The following is a 25026-nucleotide window of genomic DNA, read 5'->3' as shown; positions in this document are numbered from 1 at the left end:
GTGATCGCCGCCGTCAGCGTCGTCTTGCCGTGGTCAACATGGCCGATCGTGCCAATGTTCACATGCGGTTTCGAACGGTCAAACTTTTCCTTTGCCATGATGGCCTCCTGGTTTTTGTGGCGGTGCGTGCCGTGACGCACCCTACGGGTGGGTAGGGTGCGGGGTTCCCCCCGCACCGCTGCTTATGCGTATTTCGACTGGATCTCTTCGCTGATGTTCTGCGGCACCGGATCGTAATGCGAGAACTGCATCGTGAACTGGGCGCGGCCCGAGGACATCGAGCGCAGCGTGTTGATATAGCCGAACATGTTGGCCAGCGGAACGTTGGCGTCAATGACGATCGCGTTGCCGCGCGGCGCCTGACCCGAGACCTGGCCGCGACGCGACGTCAGATCGCCGATGATGCTGCCGGTATATTCCTCGGGTGTCACCACCTCGACCTTCATGATCGGCTCCAGCAGCTTGGCACCGGCCCGCTTGAGACCTTCGCGCATGCACATCCGCGCGGCGATCTCGAAGGCCATGACCGAGGAGTCCACATCGTGGAACTTGCCGTCGATCAGCGCGACCTTGAAGTCGATCACCGGGAAGCCGGCCAGCGGCCCGCTGTCCATGACGCTTTCGATCCCCTTCTCGACACCCGGAATGTATTCCTTGGGCACCGAACCACCGACAATACGGCTTTCGAAGCTGTAGCCTTCGCCCGCCTCGGTCGGCGCGATGATCATCTTGACCTCGGCGAACTGACCCGACCCACCGGTCTGTTTCTTGTGGGTATAGGTATGCTCGATCTCGTGGCCGATGGTCTCGCGGTAGGCGACCTGCGGAGCGCCGATATTGGCGTCCACCTTGAATTCGCGGCGCAGACGGTCGATCAGGATGTCGAGGTGAAGTTCGCCCATGCCCTTCATGATCGTCTGGCCCGACTCGAGATCGGTTTCGACGCGGAAGGACGGATCCTCGGCGGCAAGCCGCTGGAGACCCTGGCTCATCTTCTCCTGGTCGGCCTTCGACTTGGGCTCGACCGCGATCTCGATCACCGGATCGGGGAAGGTCATGGTTTCCAGAACGACGGGTTTCTGCGCATCGCAGAGCGTGTCGCCCGTGGTGGTTTCCTTCAGGCCCGCCAAGGCGATGATGTCGCCCGAACCGGCCCAGTCGATCTCTTCGCGCGAGTTCGAGTGCATCATCATCATGCGGCCGATGCGCTCTTTGCGCCCCTTGGTCGCGTTGAGAACGCTGCCGCCCTTTTCCAGCAGACCCGAATAGATCCGCGTGAAGGTCAGCGTGCCGACGAACGGGTCGTTCATGATCTTGAACGCCAGGCCGGCGAAGGGCTGATCGTCGCCGGGGCGGCGCTCGATGTTGCGGGTCTCCGTCTCGTCATCCGGCGAGAAGCCCATATAGGGCGGCACGTCCAGAGGGCCGGGCAGATAGTCGATCACTGCGTTCAGCAGGGGCTGCACGCCCTTGTTCTTGAACGCCGAACCGGCCAGAACCGGCACGAAGCTCATTGACAGCGTGCCCTTGCGGATCAGCGAACGCAGCGTCGTCTCGTCGGGCTCTTCGCCCTCGAGATAGGCTTCCATCGCGGCATCGTCCATTTCGACGGCGTTCTCGATCAGCTTGGCGCGCCACTCCTCGGCCAGCTCTTTCATGTCGTCGCGGATATCCCGGACAACCCAGCTTGCGCCCAGATCCTCACCGATCCAGACCCATTCCTTCATGGTCACGAGATCGATGATGCCTTCCAGCTTGTCTTCGGCCCCGATGGGCAGCTGGATCGGCGCCGGCACGGCGCCCGTGCGGCTGGCGATCATGTCGACGCAGTTGAAGAAATCGGCGCCGATCTTGTCCATCTTGTTGACGAACACGATACGCGGCACCTTGTAGCGGTCAGCCTGACGCCACACGGTTTCGGTCTGCGGCTCGACACCGGCATTGGCGTCCAGCACGGCAACCGCGCCGTCCAGAACCGCCAGCGAACGCTCGACTTCGATGGTGAAGTCGACGTGGCCGGGCGTGTCGATGATGTTGAAACGGAACTTGGCTTCCTGCGGGGTGTCGCCGTAGATGCCGGTCGGGTTCTCACCGTCTTCGGTGCGGAACCAGAATGTGGTCGTCGCCGCCGACGTGATGGTGATGCCGCGCTCCTGCTCCTGTTCCATCCAGTCCATGGTGGCCGCACCATCATGCACCTCACCAAGCTTGTGGGACTTGCCGGTATAGAACAGGATACGCTCGGTGCAGGTGGTCTTGCCTGCATCGATATGCGCCATGATCCCGAAGTTGCGGTAGCGATCGAGCGAAAATTCTCGTGCCATGTCGTGAGCCTTCCGAGCTTTACCAGCGGTAGTGGCTGAAGGCTTTGTTCGCCTCGGCCATCTTGTGAGTGTCTTCGCGCTTTTTCACGGCGGTGCCGCGGCTGTTCACCGCATCCAGCAATTCGCCGGCAAGGCGCTCTTCCATCGTGTTCTCATTGCGGGCGCGCGAGGCGGTGATCAGCCAGCGGATTGCCAGCGCTTCGCGGCGCTCGGGGCGGACCTCGACGGGCACCTGGTAGGTGGCGCCGCCCACCCGGCGCGAGCGAACCTCGACCGCGGGCTTGATGTTGTCCAGCGCCTCGTGGAAGATTTCCACCGGCGCGCGCTTGGCCTTGTCCTCGACCCGGTCGAGCGCGTTGTAGACGATCGTTTCGGCGACGGATTTCTTGCCGTCGATCATCAGGTTGTTCATGAACTTCGTCAGAACCCGGTCGCCATACTTGGCGTCGGGCAGGATTTCGCGTTTCTCAGCGGCGTGACGACGGGACATCTGTTATTCCTCTTACTTCGGACGCTTGGCGCCGTATTTCGAGCGACGCTGCTTACGATCCTTGACGCCTTGCGTATCGAGAACGCCGCGCAGGATGTGGTAGCGCACACCGGGAAGGTCTTTGACACGGCCGCCACGGATCAGGACCACCGAGTGCTCCTGAAGGTTGTGGCTTTCGCCGGGGATGTAGCTGATGACCTCGTAACCATTGGTCAGGCGCACCTTGGCAACCTTACGCATGGCCGAGTTCGGCTTTTTCGGCGTCGTGGTATAGACGCGCGTGCAAACCCCACGCTTCTGCGGGCACCCCTGCAGGTGCATGGACTTCTGACTTCTGATTTTCGGCTGACGCGGTTTACGGATCAGCTGTTGGATCGTTGGCATTGGGTATCTTTCCCCGTCTCTCAACACATGTGTCTGCACGAAAAGCCGTGCGGGTTCATTCCTATGCAGCGCCTCACGCGTCCGCAAAACGCAAAAACCGCTATCGCAGCCTGCTCGTTCAGGTACGACGCGGTGGGTTTCCAGAGGATCGGAGCGCTCGACGCCCGGATCGTGACCACTTCAGTTATGATATCGGCTGCGGGGCGACCCCCTTGGCCGGGATGGGGCGCGTATAGGGGGAGTCGTTTGCCTTGTCAACAGCCCTTGCCGCCTTCTGCTCCGCGCCCTGACCACCGCTCATGACGGCGCGCGGCGTGTCCGGGATCATGGCTTTGTCAGGCTTTCGGCTTGTTCCGGCCACAGGGTTTTGCCAGCATGTGCCAAAAGCCGTCAAGCAAGGTCTGGTTTCATGCGTGTCATTGGTATCTGTCGCTTCTCATATCCCGCCGAGGGCGGCTTCAAGCGGATGCATGACAGTATCGCGGCGCGCGAGGCCTATCTTTATGATCCCGCGCGCATGGCGCTCAGGTTCCGGCATTTCGAAACCCTGACCCTGCCCTCGATCGCCGCGCAGAGGGATCCGCGCTTCAGTTTCATCGTGCTGGTGGGCGAAAGCCTGCCGGATATCTGGCGACAGCGGCTCGAGGATCTGACCGCGGCCATCCCCCAGATCCGCATCGTCGCCAGCGCGCCGATGAAGCATCGCCTTGCCATGCAGTTGGCGCTCAAGGCCGAGCTGGGCGAGGACGAGACCGAGTCGATCCAGTTCCGCCTCGATGACGACGATGCGGTGGGTGTGAATTTCGTCGGCACGCTGCGCCGCACCGCCCGGCGCAGCGCGCGGATGCGTGAAGGCTGGCGCAACATGGCATTCGAATATCGCAGCGGCTATACGGTGGAACTGTCATCCGAAGGCATCCGCGCGCGGGCCGTTCAGGCGCCGTTCTGGGCCTGCGGACTGGCGGTGCTGTTTCGTCCCGGCGATCCCAAGACGGTGATGAACTACCCCCATCACAAGCTGCATGAGCAGATGCCGACCCTGGTCGATCCCACCATGCCGATGTATCTGCGCGCGGTCCATGGGGACAATGATTCCAACCCCTCCTCCGGCCCGCTCGCGCCGCTCGACGACAAGGAGCGCGCCGCCTTCAAGGCACGCTTCAACGTGGACGAGGCACAGGTGAAAAGCGTCTTTTCCGCCCCAGTTTCGCCTCCCGGTACAGGGTGAACATGCCCGATCCCACCACGATCGCCGCACCCGCCAGCGTGACCGGCGCGGGCCATTCGCCAAAGACCAGCCAACCCAGCAACAACGCCCAGATGAGGCCCGTGTAACGGAATGGCGCGATGAAACTGACCTCGCCCACCCGCATCACCATGATCGACGTCAGGTAACCGCCCACCGCCATCACCGACGCGCCCAGCACCAGCCCCCCCGCGCGCAGATCCACCGTCACCCATTCGCCACCCAGCATGGCAAGCCCGTACGCCACCATGATCGAGGCCGAGGTGATGAAGGTCACCAGCATCGAAGGCACCTCGCGCGACAGCCTTCGCGTGATCAGGTCGCGCAGCGTGACGAAACCCACCGCCGCCAGAACATAGAAGGAATAGATCGTGAAATCCTCGGCGCCGGGGCGCACGATCAGCAGCACACCGGCGAAACCGACCAGGATCGCCAGCAGCCGCCGCCAGCCGATCGCATCGCCGAACACCACCGCCGCGGCCAGCGTGATGGTCAGCGGAATCGCCTGAAGGATGGCGGTCACATTGGCGATCGGCATGTTGAAGAGCGCCGTCAGAAAGAAATACGCCGCGCCGATCTCGGCCACGATGCGGATCGCCACGCGGCCCGTATCGCGCCGCGACAGGCGCAGTCGGAGGACACCCATCCGCCAGGCGATCACGCCCACCATGACGGTGGTCAGCGCGCCGCGCAGGAACAGCACCTGAAACAGCGGGATCTGCCCCGCCAGCGCCTTCAGGAAAACATCGTTGACGGTGAAGGCCACCATCGACCCCATCATCAGCAGCGCGCCTGTCACGTTGTCGGATCGTGCCTTCATCAAGCTGCCTTTCGGGGTCTGCGACACGGGGCATGTGCCCCGGATAAGCCGCGCGCACAAGAGGCCGTCCACGCCGCGATGCGGCATATCAGGCGGGCAGATCAGGCCGGCGGGGTGCCCTGCGGCGTTTCGGGCGCCAGCGCCTCGGCCAGCGCAGCATGCAGCACCGGGTTCGCGGCGACCACGCCGCCGACCTGCGGCACGGGATTGTTGAATCGCAGCGGCATTGCGCTGCGGTCCGTGACGCGCGCGCCCGCCTCGTCAAGGATCAGCGCGCCCGCCGCGATATCCCACTCCCAGCTGTCGCGCAGCGTCAGCATCGCGTCATAGCGCCCCTCGGCCACCAGGCTCAGACGATAGGCCAGCGAGGGGCGGTAGGCGCGTTTCACCTCGGGCACGCCGCGCGGCCAGTGTTGAGGCGCATAATTGGGCCTCGCCGCCAGCACCTCCGCCCCGGTCAGATCGGCCCGCGCACTGACCGTGATGGGGCGCGCATTGAGGGTCGCGCCCTGCCCCAGCGCGGCCGCATAAAGCTTGTCGCGCATCGGCAAGTAGACCACAGCCGCCGTGACCCGCCCCCCCTCGGCCACCGCCAGCGCGTGCGCCCAGGTGCCCGAGCCTTCGATGAAACTGCGCGTGCCGTCGATCGGATCGACGATGAACACCCGCTCGCGCGTCAGCCGCGCGCCGCTGTCCTCGCTTTCCTCCGAGAGCCAGCCGTAATCTGGCCGCGCGCCCAGAAGCCGCGCCGCCAGCAGCGTATTCACCGCCATGTCGGCCTCGGTCACCGGGCCAAGCCCGCCGGGCTTGTCCCAGCGTTTCGCCTGCGGCCCGGCAAAGCGCGCCGCCACCTCGCCCGCCGCGCGGGCGGCCTCGATCAGAAGGTCAAGATCACTCGCCGGCAATCGTGAGCCCCTCGACCAGAAGCGACGGCACCACCCGGCTCAGCCAGGGGCGCGCATCGTTGGCGGGCGTCATGCGGCGCAGCATTTCGGGCAGGTTGCCCGCGATGGTGCATTCGTTGACCGGGCAGACGATCTCGCCATTCTCGACCCAGAACCCCGACGCCCCGCGCGAATAATCGCCCGTGTTGGGATTGACGGTCGAGCCGATCATCGACGTCACCAACAGCCCGGTGCCCATCTGCGCGATCAGCGCCTCGCGGCTCTGGTCGCCCTGGGTCAGCGCGACATTCCAGGTCGCCGGGCTTGGCGGCGACGAGGCGCCGCGCCGCGCGTTGCCGGTCGGCGTCATGCCCAGCTTGCGGGCATTGGCCAGGTCCAGCGTCCAGCCCGCCAGCACGCCGTTATCCACGATGGCGCGGCGGCGCGTCGGCAACCCCTCGGCGTCGAACGGGCGCGACCCCGTGGCGCGCGGGCGCGTCGGGTCCTCGATCAGCGACAGCGCCTCGGGCAGCACCTCTTCGCCCAGCCGGTTGAGCAGCCAGGACGACCCCCGCGCGATGGCCGCGCCATTGGCGGCCATCAGCAGATGACCGATCAGCGACGCCGAAATGCGCTCGTCAAACAGCACCGGATAAGCCCCCGTACGCGGGCGGCGCGGATTGAGCGCGGCCACCGCGCGTTCCCCGGCGCGCTGGCCGATATCCCCGGCGCTGCGCAGATCGCCCTGAAAGATACGGCTGTCACCATCGTAATCGCGCTCCATGCCGCTGCCCTCACCGGCGATGGCGACGCAGGAAATCCCACGGTCGCTGCGCGCATAGCCGCCCGAAAAGCCGTTGGTCGCGGCCATATGCACCGCCCGCCAGCTGTAACCGGCACTGGCGGACTGCACCTGACTGACCCCCTTGACCGCCAGCGCGGCCGCCTCGGCGGCGCGCGCATCCTCCTGCAACGCATCGGGCGAAGGCTCGGGCGCGGGATCGGCCAGTTCCAGCGCGTCGGCGTCACGCGTCTCGGCCAGCTGATCGGGATCGGCCAGCCCGATCCAGGGATCCTCCGGCGCCTCGCGCGCCATCGCAACGGCGCGTTCGGCCAGCGCCGTCAGCACTTCGGGGCGCGCATCCGAGGCCGAAACGCAGGCCTGACGCTGCCCGATCAGCACCCTGAGGCCGACATCCAGCCCCTCGGCGCGCTCGGCCTGTTCAAGCGTCCCGCCGCGCATGTCGATGGTGACCGAACGCCCGTTCATCGCCATCGCGTCGGCCGCATCGGCTCCGGCATTGCGTGCGGCGTCAAGCAAGGCATCGGTGATCTGGTGAAGCGCCTGTGTCATGCATCTCTCCTGTGGCGCGCAACAGGTAGCCCCTGCCTCATAAGGGTGCAAGGGCGCGGCGCTCAAAACGGGTGCGCGGCTTGCGCGCGACAACTGGGGCAGGCCTTGGCCGCGCCGCCCGAACGCCGGGGCGTCCTTGGGGCCTGCGCCCGGTCCGCGCGACGAATCATTGCCCGAGACCGGGTCTCTCGGATCATACTGAAAAGACGCGCCGCCACATGCGTCAGGAACGGAGCCGCCGCAGCATGACCCTCAGCAGACGACAGATCCTTGCCGGTGCCGGCGCAGCGGCGTTCTGGCCGGTCTTCGCAGGCCCGGCGCGCAGCCAGACCGGCGCCACCACCCTGACAGCCGCCCCGGCGCGCATTCAACTGGCCCCGCCCGATTACGCGCAAACCGATGTCTGGGCCTATAACGCGCAGGTGCCGGGGCCGACCCAGCGCCACGCGCGGGGCGATGTGCTGAATATGCGGCTGGAGAACCGGCTGGATCAGGCCACAACCATCCACTGGCACGGGCTGCGCCTGCCCAACGCGATGGATGGCGTGCCGGGGCTGACGCAGGATCCGGTGCCGCCCGGCAGCACCTTCGATTACAGCTTCGCGCTGCGCGATGCGGGGACGTTCTGGTATCACCCGCATGCCAACTCGCTCGAGCAGATATCGCGCGGGCTGGCCGGTGTGCTGGTGGTCGAGGAACCCGAGGGCGCGCGCCCCGACGTGGATGGCGACGAGGTCCTCGTGCTGGACGATTGGCGCGTGGCCGCGGATGCGGTGATCCGCGACGATTTCGGCGCGCGCCACGACATGTCCCATGCCGGACGGCTGGGCAATTACATCACCGTCAATGCCCGCCCCGAGCTTCGCCGCACGGTGCCTGCGGGCGGGCGGCTGCGCCTGCGGCTGGTCAACACCGCCACGGCGCGGGTCTTCGATCTGCGCTTTCGCGGGCTCGCGGTCTGGCTCGCGGCGCTGGACGGGATGCCGCTGGAACAGCCCCTCGCCCTCGCCGAGCTGGTGCTTGCCCCGGCCCAGCGCGCCGACCTGCTGGTCGATGTGACCGCCGCGCCGGGCGATGAGGCGCTAATCGCCTCGCGCGAGCGCGACGGCACCTTCGCGCTTGTCGCGCTCGACGCCACCGGGCCGCAGCGCGCCATCCGTCCCGCGCCCGCGCCCCTGCCGCCCAATGACATGCCGGTGATCGACACCGCGAAAGCGCGGCAGGTGCCGCTGACGCTTGAGGGCGGGGCGATGCGCGGCCTGCCCGGGGGCGGCACCTGGAAGGGTAACCGGATGGACATGCGCGCGCTGGCCGGGGCCGGGCAGTTCTGGGCCTTCAACGGCATGGTCGGCATGCCCGATGCGCCCCTGGTCGCCGCATCTCTTGGTGAAACCATCCGCATCCCCATCGAGAACCGCACCGCCTTTTCCCACGCCATGCACCTGCACGGGATGCATTTTCGCGAATTGCGGGCGGGCGGCGCGACCGGCCCCTGGCGCGATACGCTCTTGCTGCGCGCAGGCGAAACCCGCGAGATCGCCTTCGTCGCCGACAATCCGGGTGACTGGATGTTTCACTGTCACATGCCCAGCCACCAGATGTCGGGGATGATGAACTGGATCAGCGTGACCTGACCCCCCGGCGGATGGCACCGGAATGGGCGTTGAGCGCGCTTGAGGGCGAATTACCTGACCCGGTGCGGCGCGGGCGGGTTGTAACCCGTTGCCGCGCTGCCCATAGTGAACGGGGATCGATGCAGGGGACAATGGGAACGAAAGACGACGATAAGCTGGCGCGGGGTCAGGGCGAGACCGAGAGCGACGCACGCGTGCGCACCACCGCATTGGTGATCATCGCCTTTGCCGTGGTGCTATTCCTCTTGGTGCAGGCGCGCTTCCTGCTGATTTCGCTGGCGGTGGCGATCATCCTCTTTTCGCTCACCTCCGACGTGATCCGCCTGATCGCGCGCCAGCGCATCGGGCGTTTCGCCTTTCCCAACTGGCTGGCCTCGATCATCGCGCTGGTGCTGATTTCGGCGGCTCTTCTGGTGCTCTCCTCGATCCTGCTGGCGCAGCTCAACACGGTGATCTTCACCACCGTTTCCTATGCCGAACGCGCCCCCGAAGCGGTCGCCTCGCTCTTCGCATGGATGGGCGAGGACGTGGAGCAGGCGATCCTGAATTCACTCACCAGCGTGCAGATCTCGGGCTATGTGCGCACCGTCGCGGGCCAGGCCGGAAACCTGATGCAGGGCACGGTGCTGGTCATCCTCTTTGTCGGCTTCCTCTTTGCCGAGCGGATCTGGTTCGACACGAAGCTGGGCAATTTCCTGGGCGATCCGGTGCAGGCCGAGCGGGTGAACCGGATCATTTCCTCCATCATCCACCGGGTGAACTATTACCTGCTGGTCAAGACCGCCGTCAGCCTGATCACCGGCGCGATGATCTATGTGCTGGCGCGGGTGTTCGGCATCGAGCTGGCGCTGGCACTGGGGATCCTGACCTTCATCCTGAACTACATCCCCAATATCGGCTCGATCGTGGCGACGGGGATGGTGGCGCTGGTGGCCTATGTGGAAACCGGCGACGCGCAGACCACGGGGCTGGTATTTCTCGTGTCGGCGGCGATCCAGTTCCTGAACGGCAACGTGATCGATCCCTGGATGATGGGCCGCGCGCTCAGGCTGTCGTCCTTCGGGATCATCATCAGCCTCGCCTTCTGGGGCGCGGTCTGGGGTATTCCGGGGATGTTCCTCTCGGTGCCGATCATGGTGATGCTGCTGGTCATCTGCAGCCATGTGCCGGGCCTGCGCAAGGTGGCGGTGCTCTTGTCGCGCGAGGGACTGCCCGAGGACGAGCAGGAGCTCGACCGCATCGGCGAGGAACTCGCCAGCCGCAAGGCGTCCTGAGCGCTCAGCCCCGGCACATGCCCTTGATCGTGGCGGAATGCAGGTAATCGGCGGACAGCACATCGGCGGCGATGCCATGCGCGGTCTCGATCAACGCATCGGGCGCGGCGATACGGTCATAGAGACCCCAGAGAATCGCCTCGTCATGGTCGATCTTCTGACCGCCCATCAGGATCATCTTGGCCCGCGCCGGACCGACCAGCGCCATCAGCCGCCTGGGGTCCGATGGCTGTGGCAGGAAACCCAGTTTCATCACCGGGTAGAAGGCCCGCGCACCCGGCACCGCGATGCGCAGATCGCAGGCCAGCACCATGCCCATGGCACCGCCCGCCACCGTGCCGTTCAGTGCCGCGATACTGAGGCCCGGAAAGCCCGCGATGGCGGCGCTCAGCCGCTCCCAGACCGCCGAGGTGGCCAGACCGGCGCGCGCCGCCTCCAGATCGGCCCCCGCCGAGAACACCTCGCCGGCGCCGGTCAGAACCAGCACCCGCGCGCTTTCCTGCGCCGATTCGACGATGCGCGCCAGTTCCACCAGCATCGCTTCGGTCAGGGAATTCGCCTTGTCGGGGCGGTCGATGGTCACCACCCAGAACCTGTCGTCGCTGTCATGCTTGTCGAGCCGGATCATGCCACACCTGCCTTTTGTCGGATTTCGGGATCACGCAACGAGATTTCCTTGCCGCACCATGGGTCGGCCTCGGGGCCGCACATCCACAGAAGGGCCTTCGCGGGCCATTCGGGGGGGATGTGGTCGGACCAGTCCAGCGCGCTGACCGGGTTGATGCCGCTTGCGCGGATGCGGCGCTGCATGTCGGTGGCCACGGTGCCGGGCGACAGGCCCATCACACGCAGCCCGAGCGGCGCGCCCTCCAGATGGGCCGAGCGCGTCAGCATCGCCGCCCCTGCCTTGGCGGCGCAATACTGGCTCCAGCCTTCCAGCGGGCTGTGCGCCGCGCCGGAACTGACGGTGATGATCGTGCCGCCGCCCTGGTCGCGCATCACCGGCATCGCCGCGCGCATGCCGTGAAAGACGCCCTTGAGATTGATGTCGATGGCCTTGCCCCAGGCGTCGGGGTCGGCTTCGGCGAGGGACGTGATCGGCTCGATCACCCCGGCATTGCCGATCAGGATATCCAGCCGCCCGGTCGCAGCGACGCAGGCATCCACCGCCGCCTGAACCTCACCGTAATGGCTGATGTCGCAGGGCGTGGCGATGGCGCGCGGGCCGATCTCCGCGGCCAGCGCGGCAATGGCGTCGCGGTCGCGTGCGGCCAGCGCAACGCTGGCGCCCGCCGCCGCGAACAGCCGCGCGGTGGCCTCGCCGATCCCGCGGCTTGCGCCGGTGATCAGGGCGGTCTTGCCGGTCAGGTCCATGTCGCCTCCCCTTTTCCTGCGGTTGCAGGGGTTGGTAGCGCGCCGTTCGGGCAAGGTCCACCCAGAACAGCCCTTGACCCTGCCGCCGCATCATCAGAAGCTATCGGCGCATTTCAAGTAAAGGGGTTCGCCATGACGTTCCGTATAAGATCCGCCACAGCTCTGGCCGCCTTGTCGATTTCCATCTCCGGATCGGCGGCTTTCGCGGATGTCACGCCCGAGCAGGTCTGGCAGGGCTGGCAGGATTACCTGAAGGGATTCGGCTATTCGGTCGAAGCGAACGAGACGCGGTCGGGCGACACGCTGACCGTCAGCGACATCGCGCTCCTCATCGACATGCCCGAGGATCAGGGCAGTGCCAGCATCACGATCGACCAGCTTCGGTTCACGGAGAACGGCGACGGCTCCGTGCAGGTGTCCTTCCCCGAAACCATGCCCATGGTGATCAACGGCACCGGACCGGAAGGCGAAGAGGTCAGGACCGAAATCGACTATCGCACCAGCGGATTCGAGATGTCCGTCGCGGGCGATCCCGATGACATGACCTATGACTACAGCGCCGGGTCGATGACCCTGGCGCTGGCAGGTGTCGAATCCGACGGCAAGCCGATGGACATCGGCACCGCCAGCATGACGGCCAGCAATGTGGCGGGCACGAGCCGGATGATCTCGGGCGATCTGCGCGACGTGACGCAGACATTCAGCGCCGGGCCGGTGACCTACACGCTCGATGTCACCGACCCCGAAGAAGGCGGGCAGGTGCTTGCAGCAGGTGGCTATGAAAGCATGCGTTTCGAAGGCACGGGGACGCTTCCGCAAGATGTCAGCAGCGAGGACATGGCGGCCATGCTCGAGGCCGGTTTCACCCTGGACGGGCGGTTCAGCTTCGAGAACGGCACAAGCGAATTCAGCGCCGAGGATAACGACGCACCGATGAAAGGGCGCACCCAGTCACGCAGCGGCGCGCTGGATCTGGCGATGAACCAGGAGCGGCTTCACTATGGCGCCGCCACGCAAGGCTTGCAGATCGAACTTGAAAGCGCCGAACTGCCCTTCCCGGTGGAACTGGCGATGGAGACACTGGCGATCGACCTGATGGCGCCGGTCTCGAAGGGCGAGGAGCCACAGGATTTCGCCGCCGCCTTCCGGCTGACTGATTTCACCATGTCCGAGATGCTCTGGGCGATGTTCGATCCCGGGCAGGAACTGCCGCGCGACCCGGCGACGCTGGTGATCGACCTTTCGGGCAAGGCGAAGCTGCTGTTCGACCTGCTCGATCCCGAACAGATCGGCACGATGGAGGTCTCCGATGCCGAGCCGGGCGAACTCAACGCGCTGACGCTGAACGATCTGACCCTGCGCCTTGCGGGGGCGGAGCTGACAGGCGGGGGCGATTTCACCTTCGACAATGACGACCTGGAAAGCTTCGACGGGATGCCCGCACCCGAGGGAACGCTGGATCTCAGGCTGATGGGCGGCAACAGCCTGCTCGACAAGCTGATCGCGATCGGCATCCTGCCCGAGGAGCAGGCCAGCGGCATGCGCATGATGATGGGGCTTTTCGCCCGTCCCGGCGAGGCCGAGGACGAGCTGGTCTCGACCATCGAGGTCAATGCCGATGGCCAGGTTCTCGCCAACGGTCAGCGCATCAAGTAAAGGCCGGGGGGCCAGCCCCCCGGTCCCCCCGAGGTATTTTGGGCCAGATGAAGGGTACAAAAGGCGCCGCCATCGGTACGGTTTTCATCCGCCCGCTGTGTTAACCTCCGGCCTTTACCGATCCGGTACCGACGCAATACCGACGTGAAACCGCTGCGATACCGAAGCGGGTTTCACCTTGTTCACAAAGTGACCGCGGTAAAACGAATCAATCCTTAACGCTTGCGCCGCCCGCCGGGGGTTTTCGAATGAAAACCGGGCGGGCGTTTCGCGACCCAGCGGATGAACCGTGCCAGCCGCGGATGCGCTCTCAGGGCCTCGATACTGGCATAGTCGCGCGCCAGCTCCGCCTCGCTCAGCGTGGCGTGGATCTCGTTGTGGCAGATCTGGTGAAGCCGCACCACCGGCCCGCCCTTGCCCCCTTTCAGCCTTGGGATCAGGTGATGCAGGCTTTGGCGCGCCTCCGGCGGAATCGGCCTGCCGCAAAGGGGGCATACCGGGAGTTGGTCCATTCCTTTTCCTTGATCCCCAAGCCACTTGCGGGCATGAGGATGGCGCCAAGGTGCCGTTTGACAAGAGGTTGCGTGATGATTTGGGATAACCCGCCGGCTTTCATCGGGCAGGGGATGACCTATGCCCTGCAGGGCTGGGATCTGGCCAAGGGGTGGCTTCTGAGCCCGGCGGCATGGTCGCAATTCGCCCTGCTTGTCGCGGCCTACCTGCTGGCCTTCGCCCTGGCGCGCAAGTTCAGGCCCGCCCTGACCCGGCTGCTGACGCCGCCGCCCGGACAGGACAATATCATCGCCCAGAGCCGCCAGACCCTGCTGCTGTTCGTGCCGCTGATCCTGCCGCTGCTGGCCTATGGGCTGACCGGCATGGGCGAAAGCCTGACCCGCTCGATTTTCGGCTCCGGTGCTGTTATCGCCTTTGGAAAAAGGGTTTTCCTGTTCCTGGCCGTGCGGATCCTGGTGCGCGATGTCCTGAGTGATCCGTTTCTCAAGCTGATCGGCAACTACGTTCTGATCCCGGTCGCCGCGCTTTACGCGCTTGGCCTGCTGGATCCGGTGACGGCAAAGCTGGCGGCCACGGTCGTGCCGCTTGGAAACCTGTCTTTCGACCTTCTGTGGCTGATCAAGGCCCTTGTCGCGGGCGGGGTTGTCTTCTGGCTCGGGCGCTGGTCGAACGACCGGACCGGCCAGTATATCCAGACCCAGGCCGAAATGCGCCCGGCCACACGGCAACTGGCCGCCAAGGCCGCCGAGATCGTGATCTTCGGAGCGGCTTTCCTTGTGCTGATGAATTACCTCGGGATCTCGCTGACATCTCTCGCCGTGCTCGGCGGTGCCATCGGTGTCGGGCTTGGCTTCGGTTTGCAGAAGATCGCCTCGAACTTCATCTCGGGGGTCATCCTGCTGCTGGAGGGGCAGGCCACCGTGGGCGACTACGTGGAGCTTGACGGGGGCGAGGCGGGAACCATCGTCAAGATGACGGCGCGCGCCGCGATCCTGGAAACAGTGGATGGCCGCTGGATCGTCGTGCCCAATGAGGATTTCATCACGACACGCGTCGTCAACTACTCGGACCAGGGCAGCGCCAACCGATATGAGGTCGCGTTTTCAGTGTCTTATGGCACCGACATCAACATCATCCCCGACATCATTCAGGACGCCGTCGCACGCCTGCCGCAAGTGTTGGACCAGCCGGAACCACCCGATTGCGAGCTGCGGAAATTCGGCGACAGCGGGGTCGAGTTTGTCGTCGAGTTCTGGATCAACGGCATCGACGAGGGCGCCAACAAGGCCTCGCCGGATGTGCTCTTCGCCATCTGGAACGCCCTGAAGGCGCATGACATCGAGATCCCCTTCCCGCAGCGGGTCGTGCATCATGTGGGCCTCGAAAAGGCCGGATTGCCACCTGCGGCATGAGCGGCGCATTGGTCATCGGTGCAGGCCCGGCAGGGCTGATGGCGGCAGGCGAACTGGCGCGTGCAGGACACACCGTCACCCTAGCCGAGGCCAAACCCTCGCCCGCACGCAAGCTGCTGATGGCGGGAAAATCGGGGTTGAACCTGACAAAGAACATCCCTTTCGAAAGCTTTATCGCCGCCTATGGCGAGGCCGCCCCAGCCCTGCGCCCGATGCTTGAAGCCTTCGGGCCAGCGGCCGTGCAGGACTGGGCGCACGGCTTTGGATTACCACTTTTCACCGGCAGCACGGGGCGGGTGTTCCCCGAGGCGATGAAGGCCTCGCCCCTGCTCAGGGCCTGGCTGGCCGAGCTCGATGCCCTTGGGGTGCGGCTTGAGACACGCTGGCGATGGCAGGGCTGGCAGCGGAATGCGGTCAGGATCGAGACACCCGAAGGCATCCGCTCCCTGACCCCAGACGTGACGATACTGGCTTGTGGCGGTGCCAGTTGGGCGCGCCTGGGATCGGACGGGGCCTGGGCCGCGCATCTGCCGACAGATGCGCTTGCGCCGTTCCGGCCCGCCAATATGGGGTTCGTGCTTCACTGGTCGGAACATATGCGGCGCCATTTCGGTAAACCGGTCAAGGGCGTGGCGCTCAAGGCCGGAGCAGCGCTGTCGCGCGGCGAGATCGTCATTTCCGCGCAGGGGATCGAGGGTGGCGGCATCTATGCAATCTCCGCCGCCCTGCGCGAGGGCGCGTCCCTCACGCTGGACCTGCTGCCTGACCTCGATATCGAAGCGGTCCGCGCGCGTCTTGCCCGCCCGCGCGGCAAGGCCAGCATGTCCAATCACCTGCGCAAGGCGCTGAAGCTGGACCCGGTGAAACAAGCGCTGCTGATGGAGTTCGCCCGCCCCCTGCCGCCCGATCCCGCGCCTCTCATCAAGGCGCTGCCGATACCCTTGCAAGGGCCGCGCCCGATGGACGAGGCGATATCCACCGCCGGCGGCCTGCGCTTTGATGCACTGGATGCCGGTCTGATGCTGCGCGCTCGCGCCGGAACCTTCGCCGCCGGAGAGATGCTGGATTGGGAGGCCCCAACCGGGGGCTACCTGCTGACCGCGTGTCTTGCGACAGGCCGATGGGCTGGTCGGGCGGCGGCGGATTACCTCACGCAGCGGGGCTGAGCCTTCGGCAGACAGGTCTGGAGCTAATCAGCGCGCCGCCTATCGCTGCGCCATCATCGACAGCCGGATCAGCGCGCGTTCGATAAGGGCCATCGCCGGGGCACGCTGCCCTGCAGAGCGCAGTTGCAGATCGGTATCGGTCAGCAGGCGAAGCGCGTCTTGCAAACGCGGCGCGCCCCATTTCTGCGCTTGCCGCAAGATCCGGTCCCGGCGCGGGCCATAGACCGGCGGACGCAGCCGCCCGATCCCCTGCGCCGCGCCACCCGGATCTGCGGCCACCGCATAAAGCCTGCGAAAATGGCGCGTGGCACTGATGCACAGCGTCACCGGTTGCACCCCCTGCCCGCGCAGACGCTTCATCACCGGGCCGATCTCGCCCGCACGGGCCTCGGCGACGATATCAAGGATATCATCCAGTTCCGCCTCGGTGGAACTGGGAGCACAAAGCGCGACATCCTCCGGGGTCAGCGGTGTTTCATCGCCAAGCTTGTAAAGCGCCAGTTTTTCCATCGTCTGGCGAAAATCGCCGGGGTCGAGATCGCGCGCCAAAGCTGTCAGATCGCGCATCGCATCGCCGCCGACATCCTTCAGTCCAGCCTTGGTCAATGTCGCTTCGATCTCATCGCGCGAGGGCGGGTCGTCATAGATCACGGCGGCATAGGCATTGGGGTGCCCCTCAAAGAGCTTGCGCAGCTTCGAGGCGGGTTTAAGCGCACCGGCGGTGACGATGACCTGCGCATCGCCCTCCTGCCACTCGGCCAGGGCGTCGGTCACGATTGGGGCAAGCGCGTCAGTCGCATCTTCCACAAAGGCCACGCGCGGCCCTGGAAAGAACCCTTGCGCCTTCACCGCATCCAGCAGCATCGCGGGGTCCTTACGCAGATCGCTGGCAAGAATACGCGTGAGGCGCATTTCCTCCTCGCCCGCAGGGCCGATCAGGGCGGCGATCACCTCCTGTCGGCGCAGCGCCACGCGCATCGCGTCCTGCCCGTGGATCAACAGCCCCGCGCGACGGGGATCGGGGCGGGCAAAATACCCTGGTGCGTCACGGCCCGAGAGTTTCATACGGGCAAGGCCCGCGATGCAACGACCAGCCGCGCGACCACCCGGTCGGCAAGTATCGCGATCATGTCCTCGCCCCCACCATGCGCCGCAACCCTGCCAGAGGTCAGGACCGCGCCGCTCTTCAAGTCATTGAGAACATATGTGAATTCGCCCCGCATTGCATGGCGCGCAGCCACCGGGCGTTTCCCGGTGTCGAGCGCGTGAAGAAGCCCATAGCGCGCATCCGGCCCGGCCGAGCCAAGCCGGTTTTCCAAGGCGCGGACGACCAGATACCCCTCGCGGCCCATTGACGGGCTGATCGCAACCGCGCTGTGCAGCCGGGACAGGCCACCCGGCATCGCGCCGACCGCAAGCGCGCTGCTCCCCGCCGCCGTGGCCATGGCGACGGCACTGGCGGCAAGGCTTCCACCCAGAAACTGGCGGCGATCAAATGACGACATTCACGATCCGTCCGGGGACGACGATGACCTTCCTGGGCTGGGCCCCGTCCAGCGCCTTGATCACAGCATCCGCCGCCAGCGCCTGTTTTTCAACCTCGGACTTGTCCATGTCCCTGGGCACGCTGATTTCGGCGCGGCGTTTGCCGTTGATCTGGATCGGCAGGGTCACCGTGTCATCGACCAGCATGGAGTCATCCGCCACCGGCCAGGGCGCCTGCCCGACCAGCCCCTGCTGACCAAGCGCGGCCCAGAGTTCCTCGGCGAGATGCGGGGTCATCGGCGACATGAGCTGCGCCAGCGCACAGGCCGCCTGCTGGCGCGCCTGCGCCCCGGCCTGCGACTTCGCCAGCGTGTTGGTGAAGGCGTAGAGCTTGGCGATGGCAGCGTTGAAACCGAAGGATTCCACGCCCCCCGTCACGTCATGGATGGTCTTGTGCATCTCGCGCAGCAGGGCCGTGTCATGGTCGTTTGCAGGCTCGTCGCTGACGGCGATGCCGGTGACCAGGCGATGCACGCGGGCGAGGTGCTTGAAAGCGGCCTCGGCGCCCGCGGCGGTCCATTCCACGTCACGTTCCGGCGGGCTGTCGGAGAGGACGAACCAGCGCGCGGTATCCGCGCCGTAAGCACCGATGATGCTGACCGGATCGACCACGTTCTTCTTGGATTTGGACATCTTGGCCGAGGGGATGATTTCGACCGCTTCGCCCGTCGCCTTCAGCTTTCCATCCGCCACGTCCTCGGGCAGGTGATAGACTGGGCGATCCTTTGGGTCGCGGGTCTGGTAGATTTCATGCGTCACCATGCCTTGCGTGAACAGCGCATTGAACGGCTCGATCGCCTTTTGCGGCAGATGGCCGGTCAGGTGCATGGCGCGCGCAAAGAAGCGCGAGTAAAGAAGATGCAGGATCGCGTGTTCAATCCCGCCGATATACTGATCCACGTTCATCCAGTATCCGGCCTCCTCGAGGTCGGTCGGGGTCTGGGCGCGCGGCGCGGTGAAGCGGGCGAAATACCACGAGCTGTCAACGAAGGTATCCATCGTGTCGGTCTCGCGCCGGGCTGGCGCACCGCAGGCCGGGCAGGCGCAATCGCGCCATGTCGGGTGGCGGTCCAGCGGGTTGCCGGGGATCGAGAAATCAATCGGCTGTCCGCCCTCGTCATAGGGCAGCTGGATCGGCAGGTTCTCTTTCTTTTCCGGCACCACGCCGCAGGATTCGCAATGCACCACCGGAATCGGACAGCCCCAATACCGCTGACGGCTCAGGCCCCAGTCGCGCAGCCGGAACTTGGTCACGCCCTGGCCGACGCCATTCTCCTCGCAAAAGGCGATGGCGCTGTCGATGCCCTGCTCGCCGGTCTGTAGCTCGTCACCGGCAAAACCCTTGATATAGCGAACCTTCTCCGGCTTGGGCGGCACATAGGCATCGCCGCCGTCCTCGGGCAGGGTGAAGTCGTCACCGGGGTTCGCAGGCGCGTAGGTCGACATCACCGGGAGGTCATATTTGCGCGCGAAGTCAAGGTCGCGCTGGTCATGCGCCGGGCAGCCGAAGATCGCGCCGGTGCCGTAATCCATCAGGATGAAATTGGCCACATAGACCGGGAGCTCCCAAGATGTGTCAAAGGGGTGGCGCACCCGCAGCCCGGTATCAAAGCCCTTCTTCTCGGCCTTCTCCAGCTCTTCTTCCGATGTGCCCATGCGACGGCATTCGGCGTTGAAGGCCGCCAGCTCGGCATTGTCCTTCTCCATCTGGCGCGCCAGCGGATGATCAGGCGAGATGCCGATGAAGCTGGCGCCCATAAGCGTGTCGGGCCGGGTCGTGTAGACCTCGATGCGGTCATGGCCCTCCAGCCCCTCGACCAGCGAAAATGCGAATTGCAGCCCGCGCGAGCGACCGATCCAGTTGGCCTGCATCAGCTTGACCTTGGCCGGCCAGTCATCAAGCTCGTCAAGCGCATCGAGCAGCTCTTCGGCGAAATCCGAAATGCGGAAGAACCATTGGGTCAGTTCGCGCCGCTCGACCAATGCGCCCGAACGCCAGCCGCGCCCGTTCTCGACCTGTTCATTGGCCAGCACGGTCATTTCCACCGGGTCCCAGTTGACGACCGCGTTCTTCCGATAGACCAGACCCTGTTCCAGCATGTCGAGGAACAGCGCCTGCTGCTGCCCGTAATACTCGGGGTCGCATGTGGCGAATTCGCGGCTCCAGTCGATCGACAGACCAAGCGGCTTCATCTGCGCGCGCATGTCGTCGATATTGCCGTAGGTCCAGTCCTTGGGGTGCCCGCCGCTGGCCATCGCGGCATTTTCTGCAGGCATCCCGAAGGCGTCCCAGCCCATCGGATGCAGCACATTATGTCCCGTGCTGATTTTGTAGCGCGCGATCACGTCGCCCATCGTGTAGTTGCGTACATGCCCCATGTGGATGCGCCCCGACGGGTAAGGGAACATCTCAAGCACATAATATTTGGGCTTGTCATTCTTGCGGATAGCGCGGAAAAGCCCGGCCTCATCCCAGGCCTTTTGCCATTTCGCTTCGATCTCGGCGGCTGAATAGCGCGACATGCCTCAAACCCTTCATGGTCCCGTTCATTGCCTCGCGTGATAGGCTGCACGGCGCGCGGGGTCCAGTGGTCTGGCGCAAAAATGCGGACCTATGCAGCGCCGCTGCGCAGTCCTATAACGAATGAAAATCAGTGCCAGGTGTTGCTTTCGATGAAAATCCTCTTCATCCACCAGAATTTTCCGGGCCAGTTCAAGCATCTCGCGCCGCTGCTGGCGGCAAGGGGGCATCAATGCGTGGCGCTGACGCTGCGCGCCAAGGAACCCGCCAACTGGAACGGCGTGCGCCTTGTTCCCTATCGCTTGCCCAAGCGGTCGGGGCAGAACCTGCATCCCTGGCTGGTCGATCTCGACACCAAGCTGACCCGTGGCGAGGCGTGCTATCGCGCGGCGCGGGCATTGCGCGACAAGGGTTTCACCCCCGACCTGATCCTGGCGCACCCGGGCTGGGGCGAATCGATGTTCCTCAACGATGTCTGGCCGACGGCGCGGATCGGGCTTTATTGCGAGCTTTATCATCAGGCCGATTATCCGCATCTGCATTTCGATCCCGAGTTCGACAAGGGCGATGCGGAGCTGTCACGGCTGCGCATCCGCATGAAAAACCTCAACAATCAGATCCATTCTCCGATCATGGATGCGGGGATCAGCCCGACGCGTTTTCAGGCCGAAACCTTTCCCGAGGACTTCCGCGAGCGCATCACCATCTGCCATGACGGGATCGACAGCGCCATGGCGCGCCCCTGCCCCAAGGCGCGCCTGTCACTGGATGGCCTGCCCGAGCTGAGCGTCACGGACGAGGTGATCACCTTCGTCAATCGCAACCTCGAGCCCTATCGCGGCTATCATATTTTCATGCGTTCCCTGCCCTGGCTGCTTGCAGAACGACCAGAGGCGCAGATCGTCATCGTCGGCGGGGACGAGGTCAGCTACGGCGCGCGCCCGCCTGCCGGGCAGACCTGGAAACAGGTGTTCATCGACGAGGTGCGCGCGGACATTCCCGATGCCGACTGGGCGCGGGTGCATTTTCCCGGCCGCATCCCCCATGACGATTTCACGCGGCTGTTGCAGGTCAGCCGGGTGCATGTCTATCTGACCTACCCTTTCGTGCTGAGCTGGAGCCTGCTTGAGGCCATGAGCTGCGGCGCGGCCATTGTCGCAAGCGACACGGAACCGGTGCGCGAAGTCCTGAGTCATGATGAAAATGGACGGTTGGTGGATTTCTTCGATGGCGACGCTCTGGTCGGACAGGTCTGCGATCTGCTTAACGATGAAGCGGCGCGGCGGCGCTTGGGGGAAGCGGCGCGCGCGGATGTGCTGGCGAAATATGATTTGCGCACGATCTGCCTGCCCCGGCAGCTGGACTGGGTATCCCAGATCATGGACGGCGCGCCGGTCTGAGCCGCGCGCCGCCGGGTCTTCAGTATTTGCCGGCGTTGATGCGCAACTGGCGGGCGCGAGCAAGGATCGCGTCCTCGACGGCGCGCTGCGTGCCTGCGCTGACAGGGCCGCTGCGGGTCTGAAGCGCCACGTTCAGCGAGCGCGCATCAAGCGCCGGATCACTGATCAGGATTGTCGCCCTGTAGGCCGGTCCGCCTCCGGGGGGTGTTCCGTAACCTGTTGATATCACGCCGGTAAACGGATCCGCCGTCTGAATCGGAAGGAAGTCCAGCACGTCCAGCGAGCCGTTCCACAGGAAGCGGTTAACCTTGATCTGGGCGTCACCGCTTTTGAATATGTCGAACAGCGAGCCACTGGCCTTTGCACGCGCCGAGGTCGGCGAGGTATACGCGTCAGGGTCCAGACCTTCGTTCCGGAAAGAGCCGCAAGAGGCAAGCACTGCAAGGCAGATCGTTGTAAGAGCGGCGTTTCTGATGCAGGACTTTGTCATTGCGCAATCCGAGTTTGTTTCCCTTCCCTACTATCCAAGCTGGGACAGCGGAGCAAGGTGTTTACTGAAATCGTATCGGGCTTTCCGGCGGGGATTGTGCGTTTGTATCGGACTGTGGCAAACAGGCGACCGGCACAGAACCAGCGGGGAGAGCCGCCACATGAGTCTCGAAGACATCAGGAACCGTATTCACAAGGCCGAGGAGAACGCCGGGCGCGCGGCGGGGAGCGTGACGCTGATCGCGGTCTCCAAACAGCAGCCCGATGCGCGCGTCGCGGCGGTTCTGGAAGCGGGGCACCGCTGTTTCGGCGAGAACCGCGTTCAGGAGGCGGCCGGCAAGTGGCCTGATTTTCGTGAACGATTTCAAGATATTGACCTACACCTGATCGGCCCGCTTCAGACCAACAAGGCGCGCCAGGCCTTTGATCTGTTCCAGTCGATTCATTCGGTGGACCGCCCCAAGCTGGCGAAAACCATCGCCCGGCTGGCGCAGGAAGAGGGGCATTGCCCGGAGCTGTTCATACAGATCAACACCGGTGAAGAGGATCAGAAGGCCGGGGTTCTGCCCGCTGATGCGGACGATTTCATCAATGATTGCAAAGGGATGGACCTGTCCGTGCGCGGGTTGATGTGCATCCCCCCCGTCGACGAGGAACCCAGCCTGCATTTCGCATTGCTGGATAAGATCGCAAAACGCAATGGACTCAATGGCTTATCAATGGGGATGAGCGGGGATTTCGAGAAGGCCATCGCGCTTGGCGCAACCCATGTGCGGGTGGGAAGCGCGATTTTCGGCGCGCGGAACTAGGGCCGCGCGCGCAGAATCAGCCGTGATCCGGGGCTTATTTGTCCTGCAATATCAATAAGGTGGTCGCGCCTCAGCGCCACGCAGCCCTCGGTCGGGTAATGCGGGCGGCGCCATTGGTGAATGAAGATGCACGACCCCTTGCCGGGGATGGCGTGGGGCCAGTTCCAATCGGTGATCAGAATCAGATCATAGAGCGGATCGGCCCGGCGAAGCACCTCGTGCGAGCCGGAATAAGGCTTTTGAACCAACAGGTTATAGAACTGATCCGAAGGATCGTCGGACCAGAGGTCCGATGGGCCGATGGGTTGCGCCCAGGGCGCGGGGCGGGCCACGCGGTCGGGGCGGTAAAACATGGCGACGATATGCAATGTTCCCACCGGAGTGGCGCCATCTCCTTCGCGTTTACAATGACTTAGCCCGCCCCGCCCGATCGAGCAGGGATAGAGGCGGCGCTGGAAACGCAGGCCCATTGGCGTGAGAACAAGGTCATCTTGTGTCATCCCCTGAGTGTTGCCGCAAAACGCCCGCGCATGGAAGACCACGCGCCCGGACAGAGCGTACAAAACGTCCGTTTTGTACGCCGGTTTTGCACGCAATTCGTCCGACCCCGCCGAAGGTTTGTACAAAACCGGAAAAACCAGACCGCAGCTTTGCGTTTGCCATCGCACAGCGGGGAGCCCAGATTGGACGCAATGTGGTTCGATGCTCTGTCCCTGCCCGGCTTGATCGCCGGGTTTCTTGCGACCGCCGCGGTGATCGCGGTGGTCGGCGTCCGGCTGACCGAGAAGGCCGACCAGCTGGCTGACCGGACCGGCGTGGGCGAGGCGATCACCGGGGCGGTTCTGCTGGGCATGGCGACGTCGCTCTCGGGCACGGTGGTCTCGGTCACGGCCGCGATTGATGGCGAGGCGTCGCTTGCCTTTTCCAACGCCGTGGGCGGGATCGCGGCGCAGACCGCCTTTCTGGCGCTGGCCGACATCACATACCGGCGTGCAAATCTGGAACATGCCTCGGCCGATCCTGCGATCCTTTATCAGGCCAGCCTTCTGACCTTGATGCTGGGCCTGCCGCTGGCGGCCTGGACCGGACCGGAGGTTTCGGTTCTGGGGGTGCATCCGGTATCGCTGCTGTTGCCGGTGATCTATGTCGCGGGGCTGCGGGTCGGCGGACAGGTGCGGGCCGCGCCGATGTGGCGGCCCGTCAGCACGCCGCAGACACGCGAGGACCGGCCAGACACCGACCATAAGGCTGCGGGCAGCCTGGTTTCGCTGCTGCTGCGTTTTGGCGTCCTGGTGATGATCCTGGGGCTGGCCGGGTGGACCATGTCGAAGATCGCCGTGCAAATGCCCGAGCGGATGGGAATTCCGGCGACGGTGGTCGGGGCGCTGATGACGGCGGTGGCGACATCGCTGCCCGAGCTGATCACCACGCTGGCCGCCGTACGGCGCGGGGCGGTGCAACTGGCCGTGGGCGGGATCATCGGCGGCAACACCTTTGACGTGCTTTTTCTGACGGCGGCGGATGTGGGTTACCGCGAGGGGTCGATCTATCACGCGATCGGGCGCGCCGACATGTTCTGGATCGCCGTGGGTATGCTGATGACAAGCATTCTGCTGATCGGGCTGATCGTGCGCGAGCGCCACGGGCCGGGGCGCATCGGAGTGGAGAGCAGCGCGCTGTTGCTGGTCTATGCTGGTGCGGTTGCGGTGCAGGCTTTCATGTCGTGACGCA

The 25026-nt window shown here is 64.9% G+C and carries 24 protein-coding genes; 9 read left to right on the top strand and 15 right to left on the bottom strand.

What is annotated here, in order from left to right:
- From N5A93_RS10945 to rpsL, 4 genes are all read right to left on the bottom strand, one after another.
- Window positions 1-98, bottom strand: a 98-nt coding sequence (locus N5A93_RS10945; RefSeq protein ID WP_268954828.1) for a GTP-binding protein, incomplete at its 3' end; no start/stop codon positions are given.
- 84 nt (window positions 99-182) lie between these two features.
- The gene (gene fusA / locus N5A93_RS10940) at window positions 183-2324 is read right to left on the bottom strand and encodes an elongation factor G (protein WP_268955126.1); all 2142 of its coding nucleotides are present in this window, start codon (window positions 2322-2324) and stop codon (window positions 183-185) included.
- Between the two features lie 19 nt (window positions 2325-2343).
- A complete protein-coding gene (gene rpsG / locus N5A93_RS10935) occupies window positions 2344-2814 on the bottom strand; it encodes a 30S ribosomal protein S7 (RefSeq protein ID WP_268955125.1) in 471 nt (156 codons plus the stop codon).
- A gap of 12 nt (window positions 2815-2826) precedes the next feature.
- On the bottom strand, window positions 2827-3198 hold the full coding sequence (rpsL, locus tag N5A93_RS10930; RefSeq protein ID WP_268955124.1) for a 30S ribosomal protein S12: 372 nt from the start codon (window positions 3196-3198) through the stop codon (window positions 2827-2829).
- A 409-nt stretch (window positions 3199-3607) separates the two neighbouring features.
- On the opposite strand from rpsL, the gene N5A93_RS10925 reads away from it, so the two are divergent.
- Window positions 3608-4426 carry a glycosyltransferase gene (locus N5A93_RS10925; protein WP_268955123.1) on the top strand — a complete coding sequence of 273 codons (819 nt, stop codon included), beginning with the start codon at window positions 3608-3610 and terminating at the stop codon, window positions 4424-4426.
- Here the strand turns inward: N5A93_RS10925 and N5A93_RS10920 are convergent.
- The 3 genes from N5A93_RS10920 to N5A93_RS10910 all read right to left on the bottom strand — a co-directional run bounded on the left by N5A93_RS10920 (window position 4359) and on the right by N5A93_RS10910 (window position 7502).
- Window positions 4359-5264: a DMT family transporter gene (locus N5A93_RS10920; protein ID WP_268955122.1), complete on the bottom strand. Its 906-nt coding sequence runs from the start codon at window positions 5262-5264 to the stop codon at window positions 4359-4361. The two genes, N5A93_RS10925 and N5A93_RS10920, sit on opposite strands and share 68 nt — an antisense overlap.
- A gap of 101 nt (window positions 5265-5365) precedes the next feature.
- A complete protein-coding gene (locus tag N5A93_RS10915; protein ID WP_268955121.1) occupies window positions 5366-6169 on the bottom strand; it encodes a 3'(2'),5'-bisphosphate nucleotidase CysQ in 804 nt (267 codons plus the stop codon).
- Window positions 6156-7502, bottom strand: coding sequence for a TldD/PmbA family protein (locus tag N5A93_RS10910; protein WP_268955120.1), 1347 nt, complete (start codon window positions 7500-7502; stop codon window positions 6156-6158). The genes N5A93_RS10915 and N5A93_RS10910 overlap by 14 nt, the downstream gene beginning before the upstream one ends.
- 245 nt (window positions 7503-7747) lie before the next feature.
- Between N5A93_RS10910 and N5A93_RS10905 the strand changes: the two genes are divergently transcribed.
- Together N5A93_RS10905 and N5A93_RS10900 are read left to right on the top strand one after the other, a co-directional pair.
- The gene (locus N5A93_RS10905; protein WP_268955119.1) at window positions 7748-9136 is read left to right on the top strand and encodes a multicopper oxidase family protein; all 1389 of its coding nucleotides are present in this window, start codon (window positions 7748-7750) and stop codon (window positions 9134-9136) included.
- Between the two features lie 131 nt (window positions 9137-9267).
- Window positions 9268-10410: an AI-2E family transporter gene (locus N5A93_RS10900; protein WP_268955118.1), complete on the top strand. Its 1143-nt coding sequence runs from the start codon at window positions 9268-9270 to the stop codon at window positions 10408-10410.
- A 4-nt stretch (window positions 10411-10414) separates the two neighbouring features.
- Here the strand turns inward: N5A93_RS10900 and N5A93_RS10895 are convergent, their stop codons facing one another.
- The gene (locus tag N5A93_RS10895; protein WP_268955117.1) at window positions 10415-11038 is read right to left on the bottom strand and encodes an enoyl-CoA hydratase/isomerase family protein; all 624 of its coding nucleotides are present in this window, start codon (window positions 11036-11038) and stop codon (window positions 10415-10417) included.
- Complete coding sequence (locus N5A93_RS10890) at window positions 11035-11784, bottom strand: SDR family oxidoreductase (protein ID WP_268955116.1); 750 nt, start codon at window positions 11782-11784, stop codon at window positions 11035-11037. The genes N5A93_RS10895 and N5A93_RS10890 overlap by 4 nt, the downstream gene beginning before the upstream one ends.
- A gap of 132 nt (window positions 11785-11916) precedes the next feature.
- Between N5A93_RS10890 and N5A93_RS10885 the strand changes: the two genes are divergently transcribed.
- Window positions 11917-13440 carry a DUF2125 domain-containing protein gene (locus N5A93_RS10885; RefSeq protein ID WP_268955115.1) on the top strand — a complete coding sequence of 508 codons (1524 nt, stop codon included), beginning with the start codon at window positions 11917-11919 and terminating at the stop codon, window positions 13438-13440.
- Window positions 13441-13655: 215 nt separating this feature from the next.
- Here N5A93_RS10885 and N5A93_RS10880 read toward each other — a convergent pair whose 3' ends face one another.
- Window positions 13656-13952, bottom strand: a complete 297-nt coding sequence (locus tag N5A93_RS10880) for an HNH endonuclease family protein (protein WP_268955114.1) — start codon at window positions 13950-13952, stop codon at window positions 13656-13658.
- Between the two features lie 75 nt (window positions 13953-14027).
- Here N5A93_RS10880 and N5A93_RS10875 point away from each other — a divergent pair, with 75 nt between their 5' ends.
- The gene (locus N5A93_RS10875) at window positions 14028-15365 is read left to right on the top strand and encodes a mechanosensitive ion channel family protein (RefSeq protein WP_268955113.1); all 1338 of its coding nucleotides are present in this window, start codon (window positions 14028-14030) and stop codon (window positions 15363-15365) included.
- Window positions 15362-16531 carry a TIGR03862 family flavoprotein gene (locus tag N5A93_RS10870; protein WP_268955112.1) on the top strand — a complete coding sequence of 390 codons (1170 nt, stop codon included), beginning with the start codon at window positions 15362-15364 and terminating at the stop codon, window positions 16529-16531. The genes N5A93_RS10875 and N5A93_RS10870 overlap by 4 nt, the downstream gene beginning before the upstream one ends.
- A 39-nt stretch (window positions 16532-16570) precedes the next feature.
- On the opposite strand, the gene holA is transcribed toward N5A93_RS10870, so the two are convergent.
- The 3 genes from holA to leuS are packed head-to-tail and all read right to left on the bottom strand — an operon-like array spanning window position 16571 to window position 20599.
- Window positions 16571-17596 carry a DNA polymerase III subunit delta gene (gene holA, locus N5A93_RS10865; protein ID WP_268955111.1) on the bottom strand — a complete coding sequence of 342 codons (1026 nt, stop codon included), beginning with the start codon at window positions 17594-17596 and terminating at the stop codon, window positions 16571-16573.
- Complete coding sequence (locus N5A93_RS10860) at window positions 17593-18036, bottom strand: hypothetical protein (RefSeq protein ID WP_268955110.1); 444 nt, start codon at window positions 18034-18036, stop codon at window positions 17593-17595. Before N5A93_RS10860 ends, holA begins: the two co-directional genes overlap by 4 nt.
- On the bottom strand, window positions 18023-20599 hold the full coding sequence (leuS, locus tag N5A93_RS10855) for a leucine--tRNA ligase (protein WP_268955109.1): 2577 nt from the start codon (window positions 20597-20599) through the stop codon (window positions 18023-18025). Before leuS ends, N5A93_RS10860 begins: the two co-directional genes overlap by 14 nt.
- A 150-nt stretch (window positions 20600-20749) precedes the next feature.
- Here leuS and N5A93_RS10850 point away from each other — a divergent pair, with 150 nt between their 5' ends.
- Window positions 20750-21997 (top strand): glycosyltransferase, encoded by a 1248-nt coding sequence (locus N5A93_RS10850; protein WP_268955108.1) that lies wholly within the window; start codon window positions 20750-20752, stop codon window positions 21995-21997.
- Window positions 21998-22016: 19 nt separating this feature from the next.
- Here N5A93_RS10850 and N5A93_RS10845 read toward each other — a convergent pair whose 3' ends face one another.
- Window positions 22017-22487, bottom strand: coding sequence for a DUF3576 domain-containing protein (locus tag N5A93_RS10845; protein ID WP_268955107.1), 471 nt, complete (start codon window positions 22485-22487; stop codon window positions 22017-22019).
- A 160-nt stretch (window positions 22488-22647) separates the two neighbouring features.
- On the opposite strand from N5A93_RS10845, the gene N5A93_RS10840 reads away from it, so the two are divergent.
- A complete protein-coding gene (locus N5A93_RS10840; RefSeq protein WP_268955132.1) occupies window positions 22648-23295 on the top strand; it encodes a YggS family pyridoxal phosphate-dependent enzyme in 648 nt (215 codons plus the stop codon).
- On the opposite strand, the gene N5A93_RS10835 is transcribed toward N5A93_RS10840, so the two are convergent.
- The gene (locus tag N5A93_RS10835; protein WP_268955106.1) at window positions 23292-23795 is read right to left on the bottom strand and encodes a L,D-transpeptidase family protein; all 504 of its coding nucleotides are present in this window, start codon (window positions 23793-23795) and stop codon (window positions 23292-23294) included. The genes N5A93_RS10840 and N5A93_RS10835 overlap by 4 nt on opposite strands.
- Before the next feature lie 192 nt (window positions 23796-23987).
- Here N5A93_RS10835 and N5A93_RS10830 point away from each other — a divergent pair, with 192 nt between their 5' ends.
- Window positions 23988-25022, top strand: coding sequence for a sodium:calcium antiporter (locus tag N5A93_RS10830; RefSeq protein ID WP_268955105.1), 1035 nt, complete (start codon window positions 23988-23990; stop codon window positions 25020-25022).
- Window positions 25023-25026 lie beyond the last annotated feature (4 nt).

Source organism: Roseovarius salincola, from assembly GCF_026891095.1.
Lineage (GTDB): Bacteria > Pseudomonadota > Alphaproteobacteria > Rhodobacterales > Rhodobacteraceae > Roseovarius > Roseovarius salincola.
This window is presented reverse-complemented; position numbering and strand designations above follow the sequence as displayed.

What these genes read in the sequence shown, in the direction of transcription:
- N5A93_RS10835 (WP_268955106.1), bottom strand. Translation starts at nt 23,795, where the DNA reads ATGACACAAGATGACCTTGTTCTCACGCCAATGGGCCTGCGTTTCCAG.
- N5A93_RS10830 (WP_268955105.1), top strand. Translation starts at nt 23,988, where the DNA reads ATGTGGTTCGATGCTCTGTCCCTGCCCGGCTTGATCGCCGGGTTTCTT.
- N5A93_RS10885 (WP_268955115.1), top strand. Translation starts at nt 11,917, where the DNA reads ATGACGTTCCGTATAAGATCCGCCACAGCTCTGGCCGCCTTGTCGATT.
- N5A93_RS10840 (WP_268955132.1), top strand. Translation starts at nt 22,648, where the DNA reads ATGAGTCTCGAAGACATCAGGAACCGTATTCACAAGGCCGAGGAGAAC.
- N5A93_RS10910 (WP_268955120.1), bottom strand. Translation starts at nt 7,502, where the DNA reads ATGACACAGGCGCTTCACCAGATCACCGATGCCTTGCTTGACGCCGCA.
- rpsL (WP_268955124.1), bottom strand. Translation starts at nt 3,198, where the DNA reads ATGCCAACGATCCAACAGCTGATCCGTAAACCGCGTCAGCCGAAAATC.
- N5A93_RS10875 (WP_268955113.1), top strand. Translation starts at nt 14,028, where the DNA reads ATGATTTGGGATAACCCGCCGGCTTTCATCGGGCAGGGGATGACCTAT.
- N5A93_RS10880 (WP_268955114.1), bottom strand. Translation starts at nt 13,952, where the DNA reads ATGGACCAACTCCCGGTATGCCCCCTTTGCGGCAGGCCGATTCCGCCG.
- N5A93_RS10890 (WP_268955116.1), bottom strand. Translation starts at nt 11,784, where the DNA reads ATGGACCTGACCGGCAAGACCGCCCTGATCACCGGCGCAAGCCGCGGG.
- N5A93_RS10860 (WP_268955110.1), bottom strand. Translation starts at nt 18,036, where the DNA reads ATGTCGTCATTTGATCGCCGCCAGTTTCTGGGTGGAAGCCTTGCCGCC.
- fusA (WP_268955126.1), bottom strand. Translation starts at nt 2,324, where the DNA reads ATGGCACGAGAATTTTCGCTCGATCGCTACCGCAACTTCGGGATCATG.
- rpsG (WP_268955125.1), bottom strand. Translation starts at nt 2,814, where the DNA reads ATGTCCCGTCGTCACGCCGCTGAGAAACGCGAAATCCTGCCCGACGCC.
- N5A93_RS10920 (WP_268955122.1), bottom strand. Translation starts at nt 5,264, where the DNA reads ATGAAGGCACGATCCGACAACGTGACAGGCGCGCTGCTGATGATGGGG.
- N5A93_RS10925 (WP_268955123.1), top strand. Translation starts at nt 3,608, where the DNA reads ATGCGTGTCATTGGTATCTGTCGCTTCTCATATCCCGCCGAGGGCGGC.
- N5A93_RS10870 (WP_268955112.1), top strand. Translation starts at nt 15,362, where the DNA reads ATGAGCGGCGCATTGGTCATCGGTGCAGGCCCGGCAGGGCTGATGGCG.
- N5A93_RS10850 (WP_268955108.1), top strand. Translation starts at nt 20,750, where the DNA reads ATGAAAATCCTCTTCATCCACCAGAATTTTCCGGGCCAGTTCAAGCAT.
- leuS (WP_268955109.1), bottom strand. Translation starts at nt 20,599, where the DNA reads ATGTCGCGCTATTCAGCCGCCGAGATCGAAGCGAAATGGCAAAAGGCC.
- N5A93_RS10900 (WP_268955118.1), top strand. Translation starts at nt 9,268, where the DNA reads ATGGGAACGAAAGACGACGATAAGCTGGCGCGGGGTCAGGGCGAGACC.
- N5A93_RS10845 (WP_268955107.1), bottom strand. Translation starts at nt 22,487, where the DNA reads ATGACAAAGTCCTGCATCAGAAACGCCGCTCTTACAACGATCTGCCTT.
- N5A93_RS10905 (WP_268955119.1), top strand. Translation starts at nt 7,748, where the DNA reads ATGACCCTCAGCAGACGACAGATCCTTGCCGGTGCCGGCGCAGCGGCG.
- N5A93_RS10895 (WP_268955117.1), bottom strand. Translation starts at nt 11,038, where the DNA reads ATGATCCGGCTCGACAAGCATGACAGCGACGACAGGTTCTGGGTGGTG.
- holA (WP_268955111.1), bottom strand. Translation starts at nt 17,596, where the DNA reads ATGAAACTCTCGGGCCGTGACGCACCAGGGTATTTTGCCCGCCCCGAT.